At 32.4% G+C, this 16,484-nt stretch carries 16 protein-coding genes; 2 read left to right on the top strand and 14 right to left on the bottom strand.

The annotated features are described in order from the left end of the window. Positions 1-144 precede the first annotated feature (144 nt). Complete coding sequence (locus N4T77_RS10085; protein ID WP_261671696.1) at positions 145-531, bottom strand: VOC family protein; 387 nt, start codon at positions 529-531, stop codon at positions 145-147. A 160-nt stretch (positions 532-691) separates the two neighbouring features. On the opposite strand from N4T77_RS10085, the gene N4T77_RS10090 reads away from it, so the two are divergent. Next, the gene (locus N4T77_RS10090; RefSeq protein ID WP_261671663.1) at positions 692-1,891 is read left to right on the top strand and encodes a nucleotidyl transferase AbiEii/AbiGii toxin family protein; all 1,200 of its coding nucleotides are present in this window, start codon (positions 692-694) and stop codon (positions 1,889-1,891) included. An 81-nt stretch (positions 1,892-1,972) separates the two neighbouring features. On the opposite strand, the gene hisE is transcribed toward N4T77_RS10090, so the two are convergent. The 10 genes from hisE to N4T77_RS10140 all read right to left on the bottom strand — a co-directional run bounded on the left by hisE (position 1,973) and on the right by N4T77_RS10140 (position 9,867). Next, positions 1,973-2,308 carry a phosphoribosyl-ATP diphosphatase gene (hisE, locus tag N4T77_RS10095; protein ID WP_261671664.1) on the bottom strand — a complete coding sequence of 112 codons (336 nt, stop codon included), beginning with the start codon at positions 2,306-2,308 and terminating at the stop codon, positions 1,973-1,975. A gap of 47 nt (positions 2,309-2,355) precedes the next feature. Beyond that, positions 2,356-2,709 carry a phosphoribosyl-AMP cyclohydrolase gene (gene hisI, locus N4T77_RS10100; protein ID WP_261671665.1) on the bottom strand — a complete coding sequence of 118 codons (354 nt, stop codon included), beginning with the start codon at positions 2,707-2,709 and terminating at the stop codon, positions 2,356-2,358. Positions 2,710-2,785: 76 nt separating this feature from the next. Next, positions 2,786-3,547 carry an imidazole glycerol phosphate synthase subunit HisF gene (hisF, locus tag N4T77_RS10105; RefSeq protein ID WP_261671666.1) on the bottom strand — a complete coding sequence of 254 codons (762 nt, stop codon included), beginning with the start codon at positions 3,545-3,547 and terminating at the stop codon, positions 2,786-2,788. 3 nt (positions 3,548-3,550) lie between these two features. After that, positions 3,551-4,267, bottom strand: a complete 717-nt coding sequence (gene hisA / locus N4T77_RS10110; protein WP_261671667.1) for a 1-(5-phosphoribosyl)-5-[(5-phosphoribosylamino)methylideneamino]imidazole-4-carboxamide isomerase — start codon at positions 4,265-4,267, stop codon at positions 3,551-3,553. A gap of 18 nt (positions 4,268-4,285) precedes the next feature. Further along, positions 4,286-4,891: an imidazole glycerol phosphate synthase subunit HisH gene (gene hisH, locus N4T77_RS10115; protein WP_261671668.1), complete on the bottom strand. Its 606-nt coding sequence runs from the start codon at positions 4,889-4,891 to the stop codon at positions 4,286-4,288. A 47-nt stretch (positions 4,892-4,938) separates the two neighbouring features. After that, a complete protein-coding gene (gene hisB, locus N4T77_RS10120; RefSeq protein WP_261671669.1) occupies positions 4,939-5,532 on the bottom strand; it encodes an imidazoleglycerol-phosphate dehydratase HisB in 594 nt (197 codons plus the stop codon). A gap of 38 nt (positions 5,533-5,570) precedes the next feature. After that, positions 5,571-6,626 (bottom strand): histidinol-phosphate transaminase, encoded by a 1,056-nt coding sequence (gene hisC / locus N4T77_RS10125; RefSeq protein ID WP_261671670.1) that lies wholly within the window; start codon positions 6,624-6,626, stop codon positions 5,571-5,573. Between the two features lie 38 nt (positions 6,627-6,664). Further along, positions 6,665-7,975 (bottom strand): histidinol dehydrogenase, encoded by a 1,311-nt coding sequence (gene hisD / locus N4T77_RS10130; protein WP_261671671.1) that lies wholly within the window; start codon positions 7,973-7,975, stop codon positions 6,665-6,667. 13 nt (positions 7,976-7,988) lie between these two features. Next, the gene (gene hisG / locus N4T77_RS10135; protein WP_261671672.1) at positions 7,989-8,642 is read right to left on the bottom strand and encodes an ATP phosphoribosyltransferase; all 654 of its coding nucleotides are present in this window, start codon (positions 8,640-8,642) and stop codon (positions 7,989-7,991) included. A 46-nt stretch (positions 8,643-8,688) separates the two neighbouring features. Continuing rightward, complete coding sequence (locus N4T77_RS10140) at positions 8,689-9,867, bottom strand: ATP phosphoribosyltransferase regulatory subunit (RefSeq protein ID WP_261671673.1); 1,179 nt, start codon at positions 9,865-9,867, stop codon at positions 8,689-8,691. Positions 9,868-10,055: 188 nt separating this feature from the next. Between N4T77_RS10140 and N4T77_RS10145 the strand changes: the two genes are divergently transcribed. Then, positions 10,056-10,487, top strand: coding sequence for a ferritin-like domain-containing protein (locus N4T77_RS10145; RefSeq protein WP_261671674.1), 432 nt, complete (start codon positions 10,056-10,058; stop codon positions 10,485-10,487). A 115-nt stretch (positions 10,488-10,602) separates the two neighbouring features. On the opposite strand, the gene N4T77_RS10150 is transcribed toward N4T77_RS10145, so the two are convergent. From N4T77_RS10150 to N4T77_RS10160, 3 genes are all read right to left on the bottom strand, one after another. After that, positions 10,603-11,754, bottom strand: coding sequence for a protein-glutamate O-methyltransferase CheR (locus N4T77_RS10150; protein ID WP_261671675.1), 1,152 nt, complete (start codon positions 11,752-11,754; stop codon positions 10,603-10,605). A 20-nt stretch (positions 11,755-11,774) separates the two neighbouring features. Continuing rightward, positions 11,775-14,966, bottom strand: a complete 3,192-nt coding sequence (locus N4T77_RS10155) for a response regulator (RefSeq protein WP_261671676.1) — start codon at positions 14,964-14,966, stop codon at positions 11,775-11,777. A gap of 91 nt (positions 14,967-15,057) precedes the next feature. Beyond that, positions 15,058-16,332 (bottom strand): hybrid sensor histidine kinase/response regulator, encoded by a 1,275-nt coding sequence (locus N4T77_RS10160; protein ID WP_261671677.1) that lies wholly within the window; start codon positions 16,330-16,332, stop codon positions 15,058-15,060. Positions 16,333-16,484: the final 152 nt, after the last annotated feature.

Consider the following 16,484-nt stretch of genomic DNA (forward strand, 5'->3'; position numbering starts at 1 on the left):
CTTTTAACTCTACTACACAAATTATAATTTAAAATATGCTAACTAATAAAAAGGGTGCCATGAGCACCCTTTTGGAAATATAAACCATAATAAAGTTAAAGAACTTATATTTAAGTGTATACCTTAATATGTTCTAGAGTTTAGTTACTTTTCATACAATTCTATTGGCAAGTTATCAGGGTCATTAAAAAATGTAAATCTTTTACCGGTAATTTCATCCTTCCTAATGGGTTCAGTGTCTATCTCCTTTGAATTTAATTCCTTTACTATAATCTCAATGTCATCAACTTCAAAGGCTAGATGTCTCAAGCCTCTTGCCTCAGGATAGCTCGATCTTTTAGGTGGATTGGGAAATGAAAACAACTCTATTTCTTCCCCCTTTCCAATTAAAAGATTTAGTTTATAAGATTTTCTTTCCTCCCGATAAGTTTCACTTATAATCTTTAATCCTAATATATTAACATAAAAATCTTTAGATTTCTGGTAATCAGAACAGATAATAGCAACATGATGAATTTTATTTAACTTCATAACTTCCCATCTTTCCCTTTCCATTAAAACTTAATAACTACTTTCACTAATTATAACATTATTTTCAATGCACAATTATGATATAATTTAATCAATTTGTAATAATAATTATATAAATATAGTTTTTCTAAAACTAAACTATGATGGAGAGGTGAAGGTTTTGGCGGGGAAAAAACAGAATATGCTCTGTCATCCATCTGTTAACTTTACAAAAGGATATATTAAGTCTGCCTCTAAGCAGCTTGGTATAATAAATAAATACACCTTAGAAGATCAAATTTGGATATATGAACTGCACTCTCAAATACAGAGGAGGGCAAAAAATAGATGTGTCTTAAAGGGTGGAGCATCTACACAACTACATCTTCCTCTGGAACTCCAAAGATTAACAGCTGATATAGATTGTGCAACGGATTTATCAAGAAAAGAATTAGAGAAAATAATCCGCTCAATTAAAGAGGATTTTAATAAAGGCGGCATTCACTGCAGTTATAAAGAATATATACCTAGAGAAGTACAAATCCATGGTAGGACCATACCTATGATGACTTTTATATTCCATATACCTTTTGTATTTAACTCTTGGAAAAGACAACGATATCCAGGGCTTAAAATAGACTTTTTGTTTTTAGATTTGAAAGAACTTCATACTGTAAGACTTTCTAAGTGTAAAGCCTTAGGACTTGAACTCTCATATAAGCCTATTGTTATTGATAAATATTCTACTATTAGTGATAAATTTCTCACTTTAGCACCTAATCTCTCTGGTCTTGAAAAAACTCAATTAGATAGAATTTATAAGAATATATATGATTTATACTGCCTAATAAATTCTAATAACGACTTAGAGAGTTTTATAATAATATCTGAAAGAATTAAGGAAAGCCTGGAACAGGAAATAAAAATGAAAAACGCTTATCCCATTAGCATTAAAACATTTTTAGATGATATCTTATATAATACTTATGATATTGCTACTTTTAGTCTAGTGAAAAATCACTCAGAATTGCCTGTTCAGATTCTTAGATTTCAAGAAGCTTCAATGCCTGAGCAAAATAGACAAATTCTAGGAACAGATATGTGGAGTATAATGGCATTGTTCCTTTACATATGGGTGTTTGCTTTAAAAACCTATATTATTGAAGAAAATTACTACAAATTAGAGGCAATAAATATCGTCATCGAAGAGTATGAATATTATAAATCCTTAGGCAAAAAAGAAAGACGCCACTTTAAAAGGGCACTTAAGGCTCGGATTAGTTCAAAAGATTCTTTACTAAACTTAGAAGGTACAGGACATCCATTAAGACTTATATGCTTAGACTATATTTTAAGTAATATGAAACCTAGTACCTTGTAAGCAAATATTCCGTATATGTTAACAAGAGGAAAAAGCACTTTATCCTAAAAAGATTAGTGCTTTTAAAAACTTAATTTTCCTTTAATGTATACCCTCTACTGTTTTTCTTTCTGGTTTTTTATTGCATATTTTTAATCTTCTTTTTTCTAGCTCTTTTACTAAGTCATTAATATCAATTCCCTGTTGAACCATCAATACCAATAAATGGTAAACCAAGTCACAGGTTTCATATACCACTTCGTCCTTACTATTATTCTTAGCTCCTATTATTATTTCGGAACTCTCTTCTCCTATCTTTTTTAATATTTTATCTAAGCCTTCTTTAAATAAGTAACTAGTATAGGAGCCCTCTATTGGGTTTTCTCTTCTTTCTTCTATTATTCCATAAAGTTGCTCTACGATACTCTTTAACTCCATCTTAACCCCTCCCTTATTAATTTAAAATCAAGTAGCCTCCCAAAGTTTTACTCTGTAATAATTTCTCTATAAAAACAAGTTCTGCTTCCTGTATGACAAGCAGCACCTACCTGTTCTACTTTTATAAGCAAGGTGTCTCCATCACAATCTATACTTATACTCTTTACATGTTGAAAATGCCCTGAAGTAGCCCCTTTATTCCAATATTTATTTCTTGATCTACTCCAAAACCATGTAGTTCCTGTTTCCAAAGTTCTATTTAGGGATTCTTTATTCATGTATGCTAGCATAAGCACTTCTTTGCTTTCGTAATCTTGTATAATAACCGGGATCAATCCCTTATTAAAATCTACCTCTTTGAGATTATTATTACTTATATTACTTAACTGTAAACTTTTCATTAAAATTACCTTCTTTAGCAAGTTTTTACTTTCCACCTCAAAAATCAGTATATAATCCACCTAAAGTTTATAGAATTTATATTCTAACCTCTAGCCCCTTACCTCTTAAGTATTCCTTAACTTTACCTATAGTTAATTCTCTATAATGAAAGAGTGATGCTGCTAACGCTGCATCTGCCCCAGATTCTGCAAACACATCATAGAAATGTTCTAACTTTCCACAGCCCCCGGAAGCTATTACTGGAATATTTAAGCTATCAGTTATAGCTTTAGTAAGAGCTATGTCATATCCAGCCTTTGTTCCATCAGCATCCATGCTAGTTAAAAGTATTTCTCCTGCACCTAGTCTTTCTGCTTCTTTCGCCCATTCTACTGCATCCAAACCTGTATCTATTCTGCCACCGTTTATAACTACATTCCACCCTGATTTATCTTCTCTCATCTTTCCATCAATTGCGACTACAACGCACTGACTTCCAAATTTATCTGCGGCCCTGCTAATAAGGTGCGGCGTTCTTATAGCTGCTGAATTAACAGAAATTTTATCAGCACCTGCTCTCAATATACTTTTAAAATCCTCTATGCTGCCTATACCTCCACCAACAGTAAGAGGTATAAATACCTTTTCTGCAGTTCTCTCTACCACCTCTATCATAGTTTTTCTACCTTGGTGAGTGGCAGTTATATCCAGAAAAACTAATTCATCAGCGCCTTCTTTATTGTAGAATTCTGCTATTTCTACTGGATTGCCAACATCTCTAAGTTTAACAAAGTTTATACCTTTTACTACTCTCCCCATATTTACATCCAAACAGGGAATTATTCTTTTACCAAGCATATCTTACTCCCTCCCAACAGATATTGCCTCTTCCAGATTAATGTTATGTGAATAAATAGCCTTTCCAACTATTGCGCCATATACCCCTATTTCTTTAAGTTCTTTAATACTCTCAATGTTTTTTACCCCACCAGAAGCTATTATGTTACAGGAGACCGCGGAGTTTATTCTTGAAAGCTGCTCCAAATTAGGTCCTGTCAAAGTTCCATCTCTACTTATATCTGTATATATAATAGTTTGTACTCCTATATCCTCCATTTTTTTAGCAAAATCTATATATTTCACCTTACTTACATTTAGCCAGCCATCTACTGCTACTAACTCATTTTTAGCATCTATTCCTATTGCTATCTTTTTGTTATATTTTTTCACAGCCTCCTTTACCATCTCAGGATTGCTTAGAGCTGCAGTTCCCAGTATAACTCTACTGATACCCTTGTCTATAATTGTATCAATAGTCTGCAAATCTCTTATACCTCCACCCAGTTCCACCGGTATTTTAACTTCCTTTACTACCTGCAAAACTACATCCATATTCTGAAGTGATCCCTTCACCGCACCATCTAAATCTACCATATGTAGGTATTCAGCTCCTGAATTTTTAAAACTTAGCGCTGTTTTTACTGCGTCTTCACCAACAATCTCTGAAGAAGACATTTCGCCCTGGTAAAGCCTTACACATTTACCTTCTTTCAAATCTATAGCAGGAAATATTATCACTGTACTTACCTCCCGAATCTATTTTGTAAGTTTTACAAAATTCTTTAGCATTTGGATCCCAATATCCCCGCTCTTTTCAGGGTGAAACTGAACTCCAAATAAATTGCCGCTGCTTACCACCGCAGGAATATTGATTCCGTAAAAACTTATAGCATCAAGGTTTTCTTTATTTTCAACATCTGCATAGAAGGAGTGAACAAAATATGCATAGCTTCCTTCCTCTATGTCTTCTAAAATAGGACAATTTCTTTCTACCTTTAAACTATTCCAGCCCATGTGAGGTATTTTTATACCACCATAAAGTCTTCTAACTGTGCCTTTTAAAAAACCTAAGCCTTTGTTCAAGCTAACTTCTTCACTTTCTTCAAATAAAAGCTGCATGCCGAGACATATGCCTAACATCGGTTTATTTTTATCTACTGCTGTCCTTAAAGCCATATCTAATTCTCTACTTTTTAAGTTCTCTATAGCATCTGGAAAAGCCCCTACTCCTGGTAATATTATTCCAGTGCTTTTTTCTATTTCTTCTCTATCTGAAGTTATAACAACTTGTTCTCCAATGTACTCTAAAGCTTTTTCAACACTTCTTAAATTTCCCATACCATAATCTATAATAGAAATCACTACTTTCACCTCCAGCACAAAAACATTTCTACATAAGTACAAACAAATTATAAACTTCCCTTTGTTGACATCACTCCCTTTATTCTATCATCCTTACTTATTGCTTCTCTTAAAGCCCTTCCAAAGGCCTTAAAAATTCCCTCTATCATATGATGAGTATTTTTGCCATAGAGCACCTTTATATGGAGAGTGATTCCACTGTTAACAGCAAATGCTCTAAAAAATTCTTCAACTAGCTCCGAATCCATTTTTCCAACCTTTTCTGAATTAAACTTGCCGTCAAATACCAAAAAAGGCCTTCCGCTTATATCCATAGAAACTACAGCTAGAGCTTCATCCATAGGCACAAAGGCTGTGCCATATCTTTTTATACCGCTTTTATCTCCTAAAGCCTTTTGTATACACTTACCAAGAGTTATTCCCACATCTTCTACAGTATGATGTCCATCAACATACAGATCACCTTTCGCCTTTATATTCAAGTCAATTATGCTGTGTTTTGACATAAGAGAAAGCATATGATCAAAAAAGCCTATTCCTGTATCCACATTATAAATTCCTTCTCCATCTAAGTTCACTTCTACAGCCACATCAGTTTCACTAGTTATCCTAAAAATTTCCGCCTTTCTAATACTACTCATATCTTTCTATTCACCTTTCATCTTTACTAAAATCACTGTTAAAGTTCTATACTTTTGAGACAGTCTAATAGCAGCTGATTCTCTTTCCTGCTTCCAACAGTTATTCTTAGACATCCTTTTAATCTCTCATCCTTAAACTTTCTCACTATTATTCCCTTTTCAAAAAGACCATTGTAAATCCTATCTATATTCTCAGACTGAATTAATATAAAATTAGCAAAGGTCGGATATATTTTTATCTTCTCTATAGAGGCTAATTGTTCCAAAAGGAAACTTCTCTCTTTTACTATTTTTTCTATGGCTTCTTTTATGTTAGCTGTATTTTCTAAAATTACTTCACCTATCAACTGAGTAACAGAGTTTACGTTAAAAGGAGGCTTAACTTTCTTAATCTCGTTTAAAAGAAGATCATTTGTTATTAAAAATCCTAATCGTATACCTGCCACTGCTATAGCCTTTGAACAAGTTCTTAGAACTATCAAATTTTCATAGTCTTGAACTTCGTCCACTACCGACTCCCCGTAAAATTCAAAGTAAGCTTCATCTATCACTACTATGCAATTGCAACTTTTTATTATTTTTATTATTTCTCTTCTTTCTATAACCCTTCCTATGGGATTATTGGGATTTGATATAAATAGTATCTTTACCTTTTCTTCATTAACTTTTTCTACAAGTGATTCTACATCTAAATTAAACTCCTCATCTAGTTCAAAATGTAGCGCCTTACCACCGGCTAATTCCACATAACTTTTATACATTGAAAAGTCTGGATTTAGGGTCATTATTTTTTCATTTTTATCTACAAAAGTTCCTACAATCATTTGTATTAATTCATCAGAACCATTTCCAGCAATTATATTTTTAGGACTTATTCCAGAATATTGTCCATATAATTGACAAACTGTCTGGGACTCTGCATCCGGATATCTATTGATGGTAATTTTCTTTAGTCTACTTGCTATTGTTTCAAGAATTTCTTCATCCAAGGCCAGAAAACTTTCATTAGCATCTAGCTTCACCTTATACTCAAGTTTCGGAACTTCATATGCCTTAAACACTTTTAAATTTTCCTTAAATAATTCTTCTATCATAGCCCCCATCCTTTCACAATAAGAACATAATCAGAGTTCTATTTACTTTTCATTCTTATACTGATTGAATTAGCATGAGCTGTTAATCCCTCAGTTTCCGCAAGCTTTACCACTTTCCCTCCAACTTCTAAAAGAGCTTCTTTAGAGTAATGAATAAAGCTAGATTTTTTAACAAAATCATCTACTGAAAGCGGAGAAAAAAATCTTGCAGTTCCACTAGTTGGCAATACATGGTTTGGCCCTGCTAAATAGTCGCCCAAAGGTTCCGGTGCATAATCCCCTAAAAAAATTGAGCCAGCATTTTTAATATCTCCAAGTGCTCTAAATGGCTCCTCGATACAAAGTTCAAGGTGCTCTGGTGCTATTTTATTAGCCATATCTATTGCCTCTTGTAGACTGTCTACTACAATAATTACCCCATAATTTTGAAGAGAGTCTACTATTATATCTTTACGACTTAAGCTTTTTACCTGTCTCTCTAATTCCTTCCTAACCTTTTCTGCCAACTTTTGGGAGGTGGTAACTAAAACTGCTGAAGCTAATCTATCATGTTCTGCCTGAGACATCAAATCTGCAGCTATATACTCTGCCTTTCCACTGTCATCTGCTACAACCATAATTTCACTTGGACCAGCTATCATATCTATATCAACATATCCATATACACTTTTCTTTGCCATGGCAACGTACATGTTTCCTGGACCAACTACTTTATCTACTTTTTCTATACTTTCTGTTCCAAAGGCTAGTGCTCCAATTGCCTGTGCACCTCCAGCTTTATAAATTTTGTCTACTCCAGCTATATCTGCTGCCACTAATATATTTGGATTAATGCTGCCATCTTTTAGAGGAGGTGTTACCATTATTATGTTATCAACTCCTGCTACCTCTGCTGGAATAGCATTCATAAGCACTGATGATGGGTATGCTGCTGTGCCGCCCGGAACATAAATCCCTACATTTTCTAGAGCCCTAATATTTTGACCTAAGATAACGCCATCTTCCTTTGTCACCATCCAGGAATTTTTCTTCTGTTTTTCATGGAAAAATCTTATATTTTTAGCTGCTAGCTTAATAGCCTCTAAAAACTCTCCCTCAACCTGCTTATAAGCTTCCTCTAGTTCCTCTTTAGTTACACAAATATTTTCTTTGTTTACTTTGTCACTATCAAGTATATTCGTATATTTTATTAAGGCATCATCTCCCTCATCTTTTATGCCTTTTAATATTTCTTCAACTCTAACAATCACTTCTCTTTGAACGCTCTCTTCCCTATCTCTAAGAGCACTCAAATATTTAATCCCTTCATCTGTATCTTTATATATTAAACTTATAATTTCATTCTCCATAACTTACCTCCGACTACACTGCTTCCCTTTTGCTAACTTCCCTTTGAACCTTTAACATAATTTCTCCTATTTCTTCTTTCTTCATCTTTATACTAGCTATATTTACTATCATTCTTGCACTTATACTACATATATCCTCATAAATTACCAAACCATTTTCCTTTAATGTATTTCCTGTTTCTACTATGTCTACTATAGCATCAGCTAGTCCTAGAATAGGACCTAACTCTACAGAACCTTCTATTTTAATTATTTCAACATCTTGACCAATGGTTCTAAAATAATTTCTTGCTACATTAGGATATTTAGTAGCAATTTTCTTCCTATTGTAGCCTTCATAAAAATTAGAGTTTTTAGGACCTGCTACCGCAAACTTACAACACCCAAATTTTAAGTCTAGAACTTCATAAAAGCTTTTATTATATTCCATTAATGTATCTTTTCCAACTATACCTATATCAACAACTCCGTGTTCCACATAAGTTATAACATCTGCTGCTTTTACAAGAACAAATTCTATATTGCTGCACTTGTTCTCAAATATTAGTTTTCTGCCTTTATTTAAAAGCTCACTGCAGTCTATATCAGCAGCCCTAAAAATGTCTATAGCCCCTTGTTCAATTCTCCCTTTAGTTAAAGCTATTCTGACGGTTTGTTTATTCTCCATATTAAAGCCTCCAATGTTCCTAATTTGATAAAGTTTTGTCTTTCACTTATATAATTTTTACAATTTTATTTAGTCCCTTCATCTGTGCATATTTAACAGCTTCCTCATATGAATTTGTTAGATTAAGTTCAGTAATAATGCCGCTTCTTCTAAGTTCTATCGCTTTTCTATATGCCTCTCTAAATTGCCCCTCTTTATAGTAAATTAAAATCTTCTCTTTAACTGTTTCTTTACTATCACTATTCTGCAGAGCTGTCAAAATACTATCTACATCAATGGCAAGCCCTGTAGCCGCCTGTTCTTCTCCAAACTGGTATATCAATTTATCATATCTTCCTCCACTTAATATATTTCCACCAACTCCTGGTGCATAGCCTCTAAAAACTATTCCGGTATAATAATTTAAGTCCTGAACCATCCCTAAATCTACAGATAAATACCCTGAAAGTTCTGCATCCTCAATTACTTTATAAACATTTCTTATAGTTTCTAATGCATCTAAAGCTCTAGAGTTAACTGTTAGTTCTGAGGCTTTATCTAATATTTCAATGTTTCCAAAAAGCTTAGGAAGCTCTTTTAGAATAAATACTGTTTTTTCATCTATATCAGCTTTTTTCTCTTCTAAAAATTCTGAAAGAGCCGTAAAGTTTTTGTTTTCTATATGTATTCTAAGCTTTTCCTTTACTTCATCTTCAAAGTTAGCTTCTTCTACTATAGCCTTAAAAAACTCAGCATGCCCTAGCTCTATTTTGAAATTATCAAGTCCACAGCTTAATAGTGCCGATATTCCTGTTATTATTACTTCCACATCTGCTTTAATATTGTCTATCCCTATAAGTTCAATCCCTGACTGGGTAATTTCACTATTTTTACCATTTAAACTTTCATTCATTCTATAAATATTTGATGTATAACATAATTTTAAAGGATGAGGTGCATCTTTTAATTTAGTAGCTGCTAATCTGGCTATAGGTGTAGTCATATCTGGTCTTAAAACTAATATTCTACCTTGATTATCAAGTAACTTATACATTTTCTCCTGAGCCAAAGTAGAGTTTTCTCCACTAAAGACATCATAAAACTCCAGTGTTGGAGATATTACTTCCAAAAACCCGCTATTTACATAGGTCGTCCTTAATATATTTTCTACTTGAATTTTTCTACTACATTCCTCAAATAACATATCTCTTGTACCTTCTGGTATATATCTCTTCCAACTTAGCATCAAATTCACTTCCTCATTTTATCGCTTTATAATTTTATCATGATAAAGCACTAATTTGTCATAGTGTAATTTTAACAGTTTATTCCTAGAATTGCAATAGTAAAATATTCAGTAACCAAATTTATTTTAGCCACATATTATATAGTTGAGTGCTTCTAGCAACACCAATATTTAGGGAGGAACATATTTTGTTTAACGGAATGGATATGTATAGGAGAGACAAAAATGTACTAGACTTAATCACTGAAGCCATGAAAGATGAACGACATGACAGAGTAAAGTATAAAAAAATGATGGAATTAGCTAAAAATGATAAGGTTCGCAAACAAATAGAATTCGCCTATAAGGATGAAGGAAAACATTATATGATGTTTAAACACATTTACTATATGCTAACCGGAAGAGAATGCGACATACCGGTTCCTAAAATTGAAAAGATAGACTGTCTGCTTCCTGCAATTGAAAGTAGTATAAACGGGGAATTGGGAGCTGTTGAATTGTATAGAAGAATTCAGTCAATGCTTCCTACTATCCAGATGAGAGATATGCTTTTTGAAATCATTACTGATGAACAGGAGCATGCAACTAGATTTGTATATCTGTACAGTATGCTAAAATAACAAACTATGCCTAGTTAAATCGTGGTTTTAAAGTAATTTTAAGAGAGCTAAAATGTCCAGTTTTCAGCTCTCTTAACTTATGTTTTATCATTGTTTTTATACTTTCATCTAAGCTCTAAACTAATTCTTTCTTTTTATAAATTTTATTTATTTCATCATACTTGGTAAAATAGTTATAGCCACCATTTTGAAGTATTCCTCCACTTTTTCCCAAAACTAAAAAACCATTTTTATCTAAGGAGTCACTTAGATACCTTAATACCTTTTTCTGAAGACTGTTATTAAAATAAATTAATACATTTCTACATAGTATAAGATGAAATTCGTTGATAATACCATTTCCTAAAATACTATGTTGAAAAAACAATATGTTTTTCTTAAGCCCTTGTTTAATTTTAATATAATTTCCCTTCAATTCAAAATAGCTGGTAAAGCTATTTTCACCACCAGCTTTCCTATAGTTTTGAATTCCTTCTTCTATATCATCCATGGAGTACATACCATTTTTTGCTTCTTCTATAACATATGGATTTATATCTGTAGCATATATTTGTACTTTGTGGAGTAATCCTGCTTCTTCTAATAAAATAGCTAAGGAATAGGGTTCTTTTCCTGTAGAGCAACCTATGCACCAAATTCTAATATGTGAATAAAAGTTAAGGTGTAAAAGTACTTTATTTTTCACTACCTGAAAAACTTCTGGATTCCTAAAAAACTCTGTGGTATTTATAGAAAAATCTAAAAATAGCTGTTCGAAATAACTGTCATTTTCTAAAACTAAATTCTGAAACCCGGTAAAATCGTCAGTATTAGCTCTCAGCATTGATATTTTAATTCTTCTCATAATACTGTCAACTTGATACTCAGTATAATCATAGCCATATTTTTTATTAATATTCTCAAGGAAATATAAAACCTCTTCTCTCCCTAGTTTTACTTCAGCGCTTTGCAGCTTTTTAGAGATAATTCCCGAACTCATATTTCTCATTGGATTATACTTACATCGAATTCCTAGCTTATACATATAAGAATACAAATACGACTTAACAACAGAAATTTCTAATTTTCTAGCACTTTGAATATCTGCCAGTTTTTCAATAATTGCCGCCTCTAAAGTAGAGGCATCAAGAAAAGTTACTTGGGTTTCAGTAGTGATTTGTTGATCTAGTATATTAAAAAATTCTTCTATCTCAATTTCATCACATAACTCACCGGTTACTGTAATGCATCTTACTCCATTTATTACCTTATCCACACTTACCCCCATTCACTTATCCTCCTTAACCATTAAAGTTTTTTGCTTATCCAAGCCTTTACTAAACGGATAAAAATATCATAGTCTACAGGTTTTGAAATATAATCATCTGCTCCAACTTCAATACACTTTGCTCTATCTTCCTTTAAACTTTTTGCAGTAAGCGCAATTATAGGAATGTCTTTTAATTTTTCATCTTTACGTATTGTCTTTATAGCCTCGTATCCATCCATAACAGGCATCATAATATCCATTAAGATTAAATCCACATTATTCCTCTTAAGCTTTTCTATTGCAATCTTTCCATTTTCAGCATCAAGCACCTCTCCCTCAAAGTCTTCTAAAGCAGATGCTAAAACAAAAATATTTCTCGGATCATCATCTACTATTAGTATTTTTTTACCTTTCAAATTCAAAGCATATTCTCTATCTGTTCTACTTACCAGGTATCCGTTTTCTTTATTATTTTTTCTAACCTTATGTAAAAACAACGTAATTTCATCTATCAATCTTTCGTCAGAATTAAATGTCTTCAAAATTACACTATCAAAATACCTTTTTACTTTCCTTTCTTCATCAACTTCCAACTCTTTATCTGTATATGCAATAATAGGGATTTCTTTGTTATTACTATTCCTCAGTGCTTTTAGCCTTTGTAACTCTTCTTTACTCAATAATGCTAAATTCACTATAATACCATCTACTTTACACTTTTTAAGCATACTGTTTCCCTCTTCAACATTAGCAGCAACTACAGTATTGAAACCTAGACCTTGGTTAATGTTTTTCACAGAAGTTATAAAGTCTAAATTTTTTTCAAGCAATAAAGTAAGTCTATCACTCTTTCTTACAGATTCCTCTTCTAGCCCTTCACCTATATTTTCACTAGAATCATCTGGAATAACCTTAATTTCCTCTCTGGTGGCACAGATATCAATTAATCCTGGCAAAATCAGCTTAAATTCGCTTCCCACTCCTAGTTGGCTGTTTACTTCAATGCAGCCTCCCATGAATTCAGCTAATTTCTTTGATATGGAAAGCCCAAGACCGGTGCCGCCATATTTTCTGGATATAGAACCATCTCCCTGTTGAAACTCTTCAAATATCATCTGTATCTGCTCATATCTTATCCCAATACCGGTATCTATAACTGAAAATACTACTGTGTCTTTTTTATACTCATCTAGGTCTACTATTAATTTAACAGATCCTTCGTTAGTAAACTTTAAGGAATTAGATAATAAGTTTCTAAGTATTTGAGAAATCTTATCTCTATCACCCTTTAATTCTTTATCAACACTATCCTTTATTATTAACTGAACATTCTTCTCTTCAGCTACTTCGCCAAAGAGGTTCTTTAGGTTTTGTAAAAGTTCATTAGAATGAAATTTTGTTATGTTTAAATTCATTCTTCCAGCCTCAATTTTTGAAAGGTCTAGTATATCATTTATCAATCTTAGCAATTCATTTCCAGAACTATGTATAATACTTATTTTTTCAATGTATTCCTTACTTAACCTACTTTCTTGATTTGTTATTAATAATTTAGATAACAAAATTATAGAATTTAAAGGTGTTCGAAGCTCATGAGACATATTGGCCAAAAACTCCGACTTATACTTATTAGTTATTTCTAATTCATTTGAACGACTAATAAGTTCCTCTCTAGAACTTTCTAATTCTCTATTCTGAGTATTTAGAACTTTAGATTGTTCCTCTAACATTTGCTGTTGTTCTTCAAGTTGACTATTAGTTTGCTGCAGTTCCTCACTTTGCTGCTGCAGCAATTGCTGTTGTTCTTCAAGTTCAGCGTTGGTTTTTTGTAACTCTTCCGTTTGCTGCTGTAACAATATCTGTTGTTCCTCTAATATAGTGTTGGCCTTTTGCAATTCTTCTGCAGTAATCTGAATTTTTCCCTTTGCTTCCTCTGATTCTTCTAGAAGAGTCTTTATCTTTTCATTTTGAATTACAGAAAAAAGATTAATGGCAATTATTCTGCTGCTTTCTTTTAAAAACTCCTGTTTTGCATCTGTAAAAGGTTGAAAAGAGGAAATCTCAATAACACCATAAAGCTTGTCCTCGTGAATTAATGGAAAGGCATATAAGTTAAGAGGCGGCTCACTAATTATACCAGTCCTTATTAAAGCATCCTGCCTTTTTATATTACGTAATAGAATAGGCTTTCTCTCCAATGCAACCTGCCCCACAATTCCCTGTCCCATAGCATAATGTTCAAATAAAATGTTCCTTTCATTAAAAGCAAAAGCTGAATTTAATCTCAAGGTTTTATCCTTCTCGTTATATAAATAGAAAACTCCATTTCCCGCTTCTAAAAACTCACCTAAAAAGTTAATAACCCTTTGAGTAAGTTCTTTTAAAGAGTAGTTACCTGATGTTTGCTGACTTAATTTGTTTTGCCCATCTTTTATCCAAAACTGACTTCTAAGCTTGTAAATTAAGGCATTAAAGTTTTCTGACATATCTACTAGCTCATTTTTCCCCTGTAGGCTACATTCCAGTAGGTCATCGGTAGTGACACTATCTTTCATTACAGCCTTTAACTGAGCAATAGGTACTATTATACTTCTTGCTATTAGGGTAAAAAAAGCAACTGCTATAAGTCCAAATACTAATAAAGATAATAAAAGTATAGACTTTTGTGAGTTCTGAATTTTATGAGCATCTGTTATTAGATCACTGGCTAGTATTCCTTCTAGCTTATCTATTTTATCTAGCTCTTCTTCTATTTTACCTACAAAATCACTGTTATTATCCTGTGATAAAATTAAAGCCTCTCTTTTCTCCCCGTTTATTGAAAGATTGATTACATCTTGTCTGCTTTTTTTCCACTTTGTTAATAAAGATCTGATATCCATTTCTAAGCTTTTAACGTCTCCAGAAGAACTGGCATTTTTTATTACATCCATTTCTTGATAAACTCTATTTTCAAGTGAATTTATAACATCTATATGACTTTGTATTTCTGTTTCGCTTTCAGAAAGTATTACGTCTCTCATCTCTCTATGTATTTTTATAATATCTACTCTAACTTCCTTTGCTGAATTTGATAACTGTAATGGATAATCGTATATTTTTTGAGTCACCAAGGCAAGCTCCTGAAGCTTGATAATTGCTAAGGTGCCAAAACCAATAAGAATAATCATCCAGATTACAAGAGCTCCGATTAGACGTTTCTGTATACTTACATTTTCTAAGAATTTCATAGTAAAAGTGAAGGCCTCCTTGCTAAACTTTGTATCTTTGTATCTGCTGTTTATTTCCTAGCTAAAATAGTAACTATATGCTCTTAAAAGCTTAGTAGTATATATCTGAAAATTCAACATGTATTCTTTGCATAACGTTTTCTTCCGTAATAAGCGGTTTTAAATCAGGAATAGATTCCTGCTCCCCCTGTAAATCTGTAGGTAGTTCAAATATAAGTTCACTTCCCTTTCCATACTCACTTTCAACATATATCTGTCCATTATGCATTTCTACTAAAGACTTTACCAAATTCAAACCAATTCCACTTCCTTCACATTGCCTTGTAAGGAGGTTATCTACTTGTTTAAATCTTTGAAATATAATATTAAGTTTATCCTCTGGGATACCTATACCTGTATCTCTTACTGAAATCATCACCTTATCCCCTAAATCTTTTACGTTAACAAATATACTTCCTCCTTTAGGGGTATATTTTATAGCATTAGAAAGCAGATTTAACATAATTCTTTCAATAGCATCTAGATCACAACAAATAATTTTTTCTTCGATATCTGTATCAAAAATTAGATTAGCTCCTTTGTTTTCAACATATTCAACTACTGACATGGTTATTTCCTCAACAATTTCAATTATATTACACATGCTTAACCTAAGATTAAAATATCCTGCATCTATTTTTGTAATATCAATTAAGTTATTTACAAGTCTTAGTAATCGATAACAATTTTGTACCTGCAAGTTTATTTTACTTTGTAGTTTTTCTCTATCTAGCGCCCTATCCTCCCTCAGATATAAGTTAATTAACTGGGTTGTACTTAATAAAATATTAAGAGGTGTGCGAAGCTCGTGAGACATATTTGCAATAAAAGTGCTTTTTGCCTCATTTAGCTGCTCTGCTAATTCTTTCGCTTTTTTTAACTCCTTGACTTGATCGTTTACTCTCTGTTCTAATTCTAAATTCATAGTTCTTTCTTTTTCAATCATTTTTAGGTATATATTAATTCTATTGATTAGCTGATATTCATCAATAGGCTTGGTCAAGTAATCTACAGCACCAACTTGAAAGCCTCGCTTTCTAAATTGCTCATTAGTATACGCAGCAGTTAAAAATACGATTGGTATACTTTCTGTTTTCCTCCTCTGTTTTATTAATGTAGCTAATTCGAATCCATCCATTCCTTCCATTTGTACATCTAGAATTATTAAGTCTATAGACTGTTTTAATAATTCCCTTAGGGCCTCTTGTCCACAGTTTGCTTCTATTACATTAGCATTAATATATTCTTCAATAAGAGCTCTTAGTGATATCAAATTATTTCTATTATCATCAACAATTAGTATATTATATAACGCATCCTTCTCCAATTCCACAATCCTCCGCAATAGGCTATAATTAGGCATATTAATATACCTTCCCCATATATAATTGTACCCTATTTCAGGGATTTGTCAAATTTAGTAAATTTATAAATATACAGACTTATTATAATTATAGATAAAAAAACACTACATTAAGC

Origin of the sequence: Clostridium sp. CX1 (assembly GCF_025398335.1) — a bacterium.
In the GTDB taxonomy this organism is placed as follows: domain Bacteria; phylum Bacillota; class Clostridia; order Clostridiales; family Clostridiaceae; genus Clostridium_AM; species Clostridium_AM tanneri.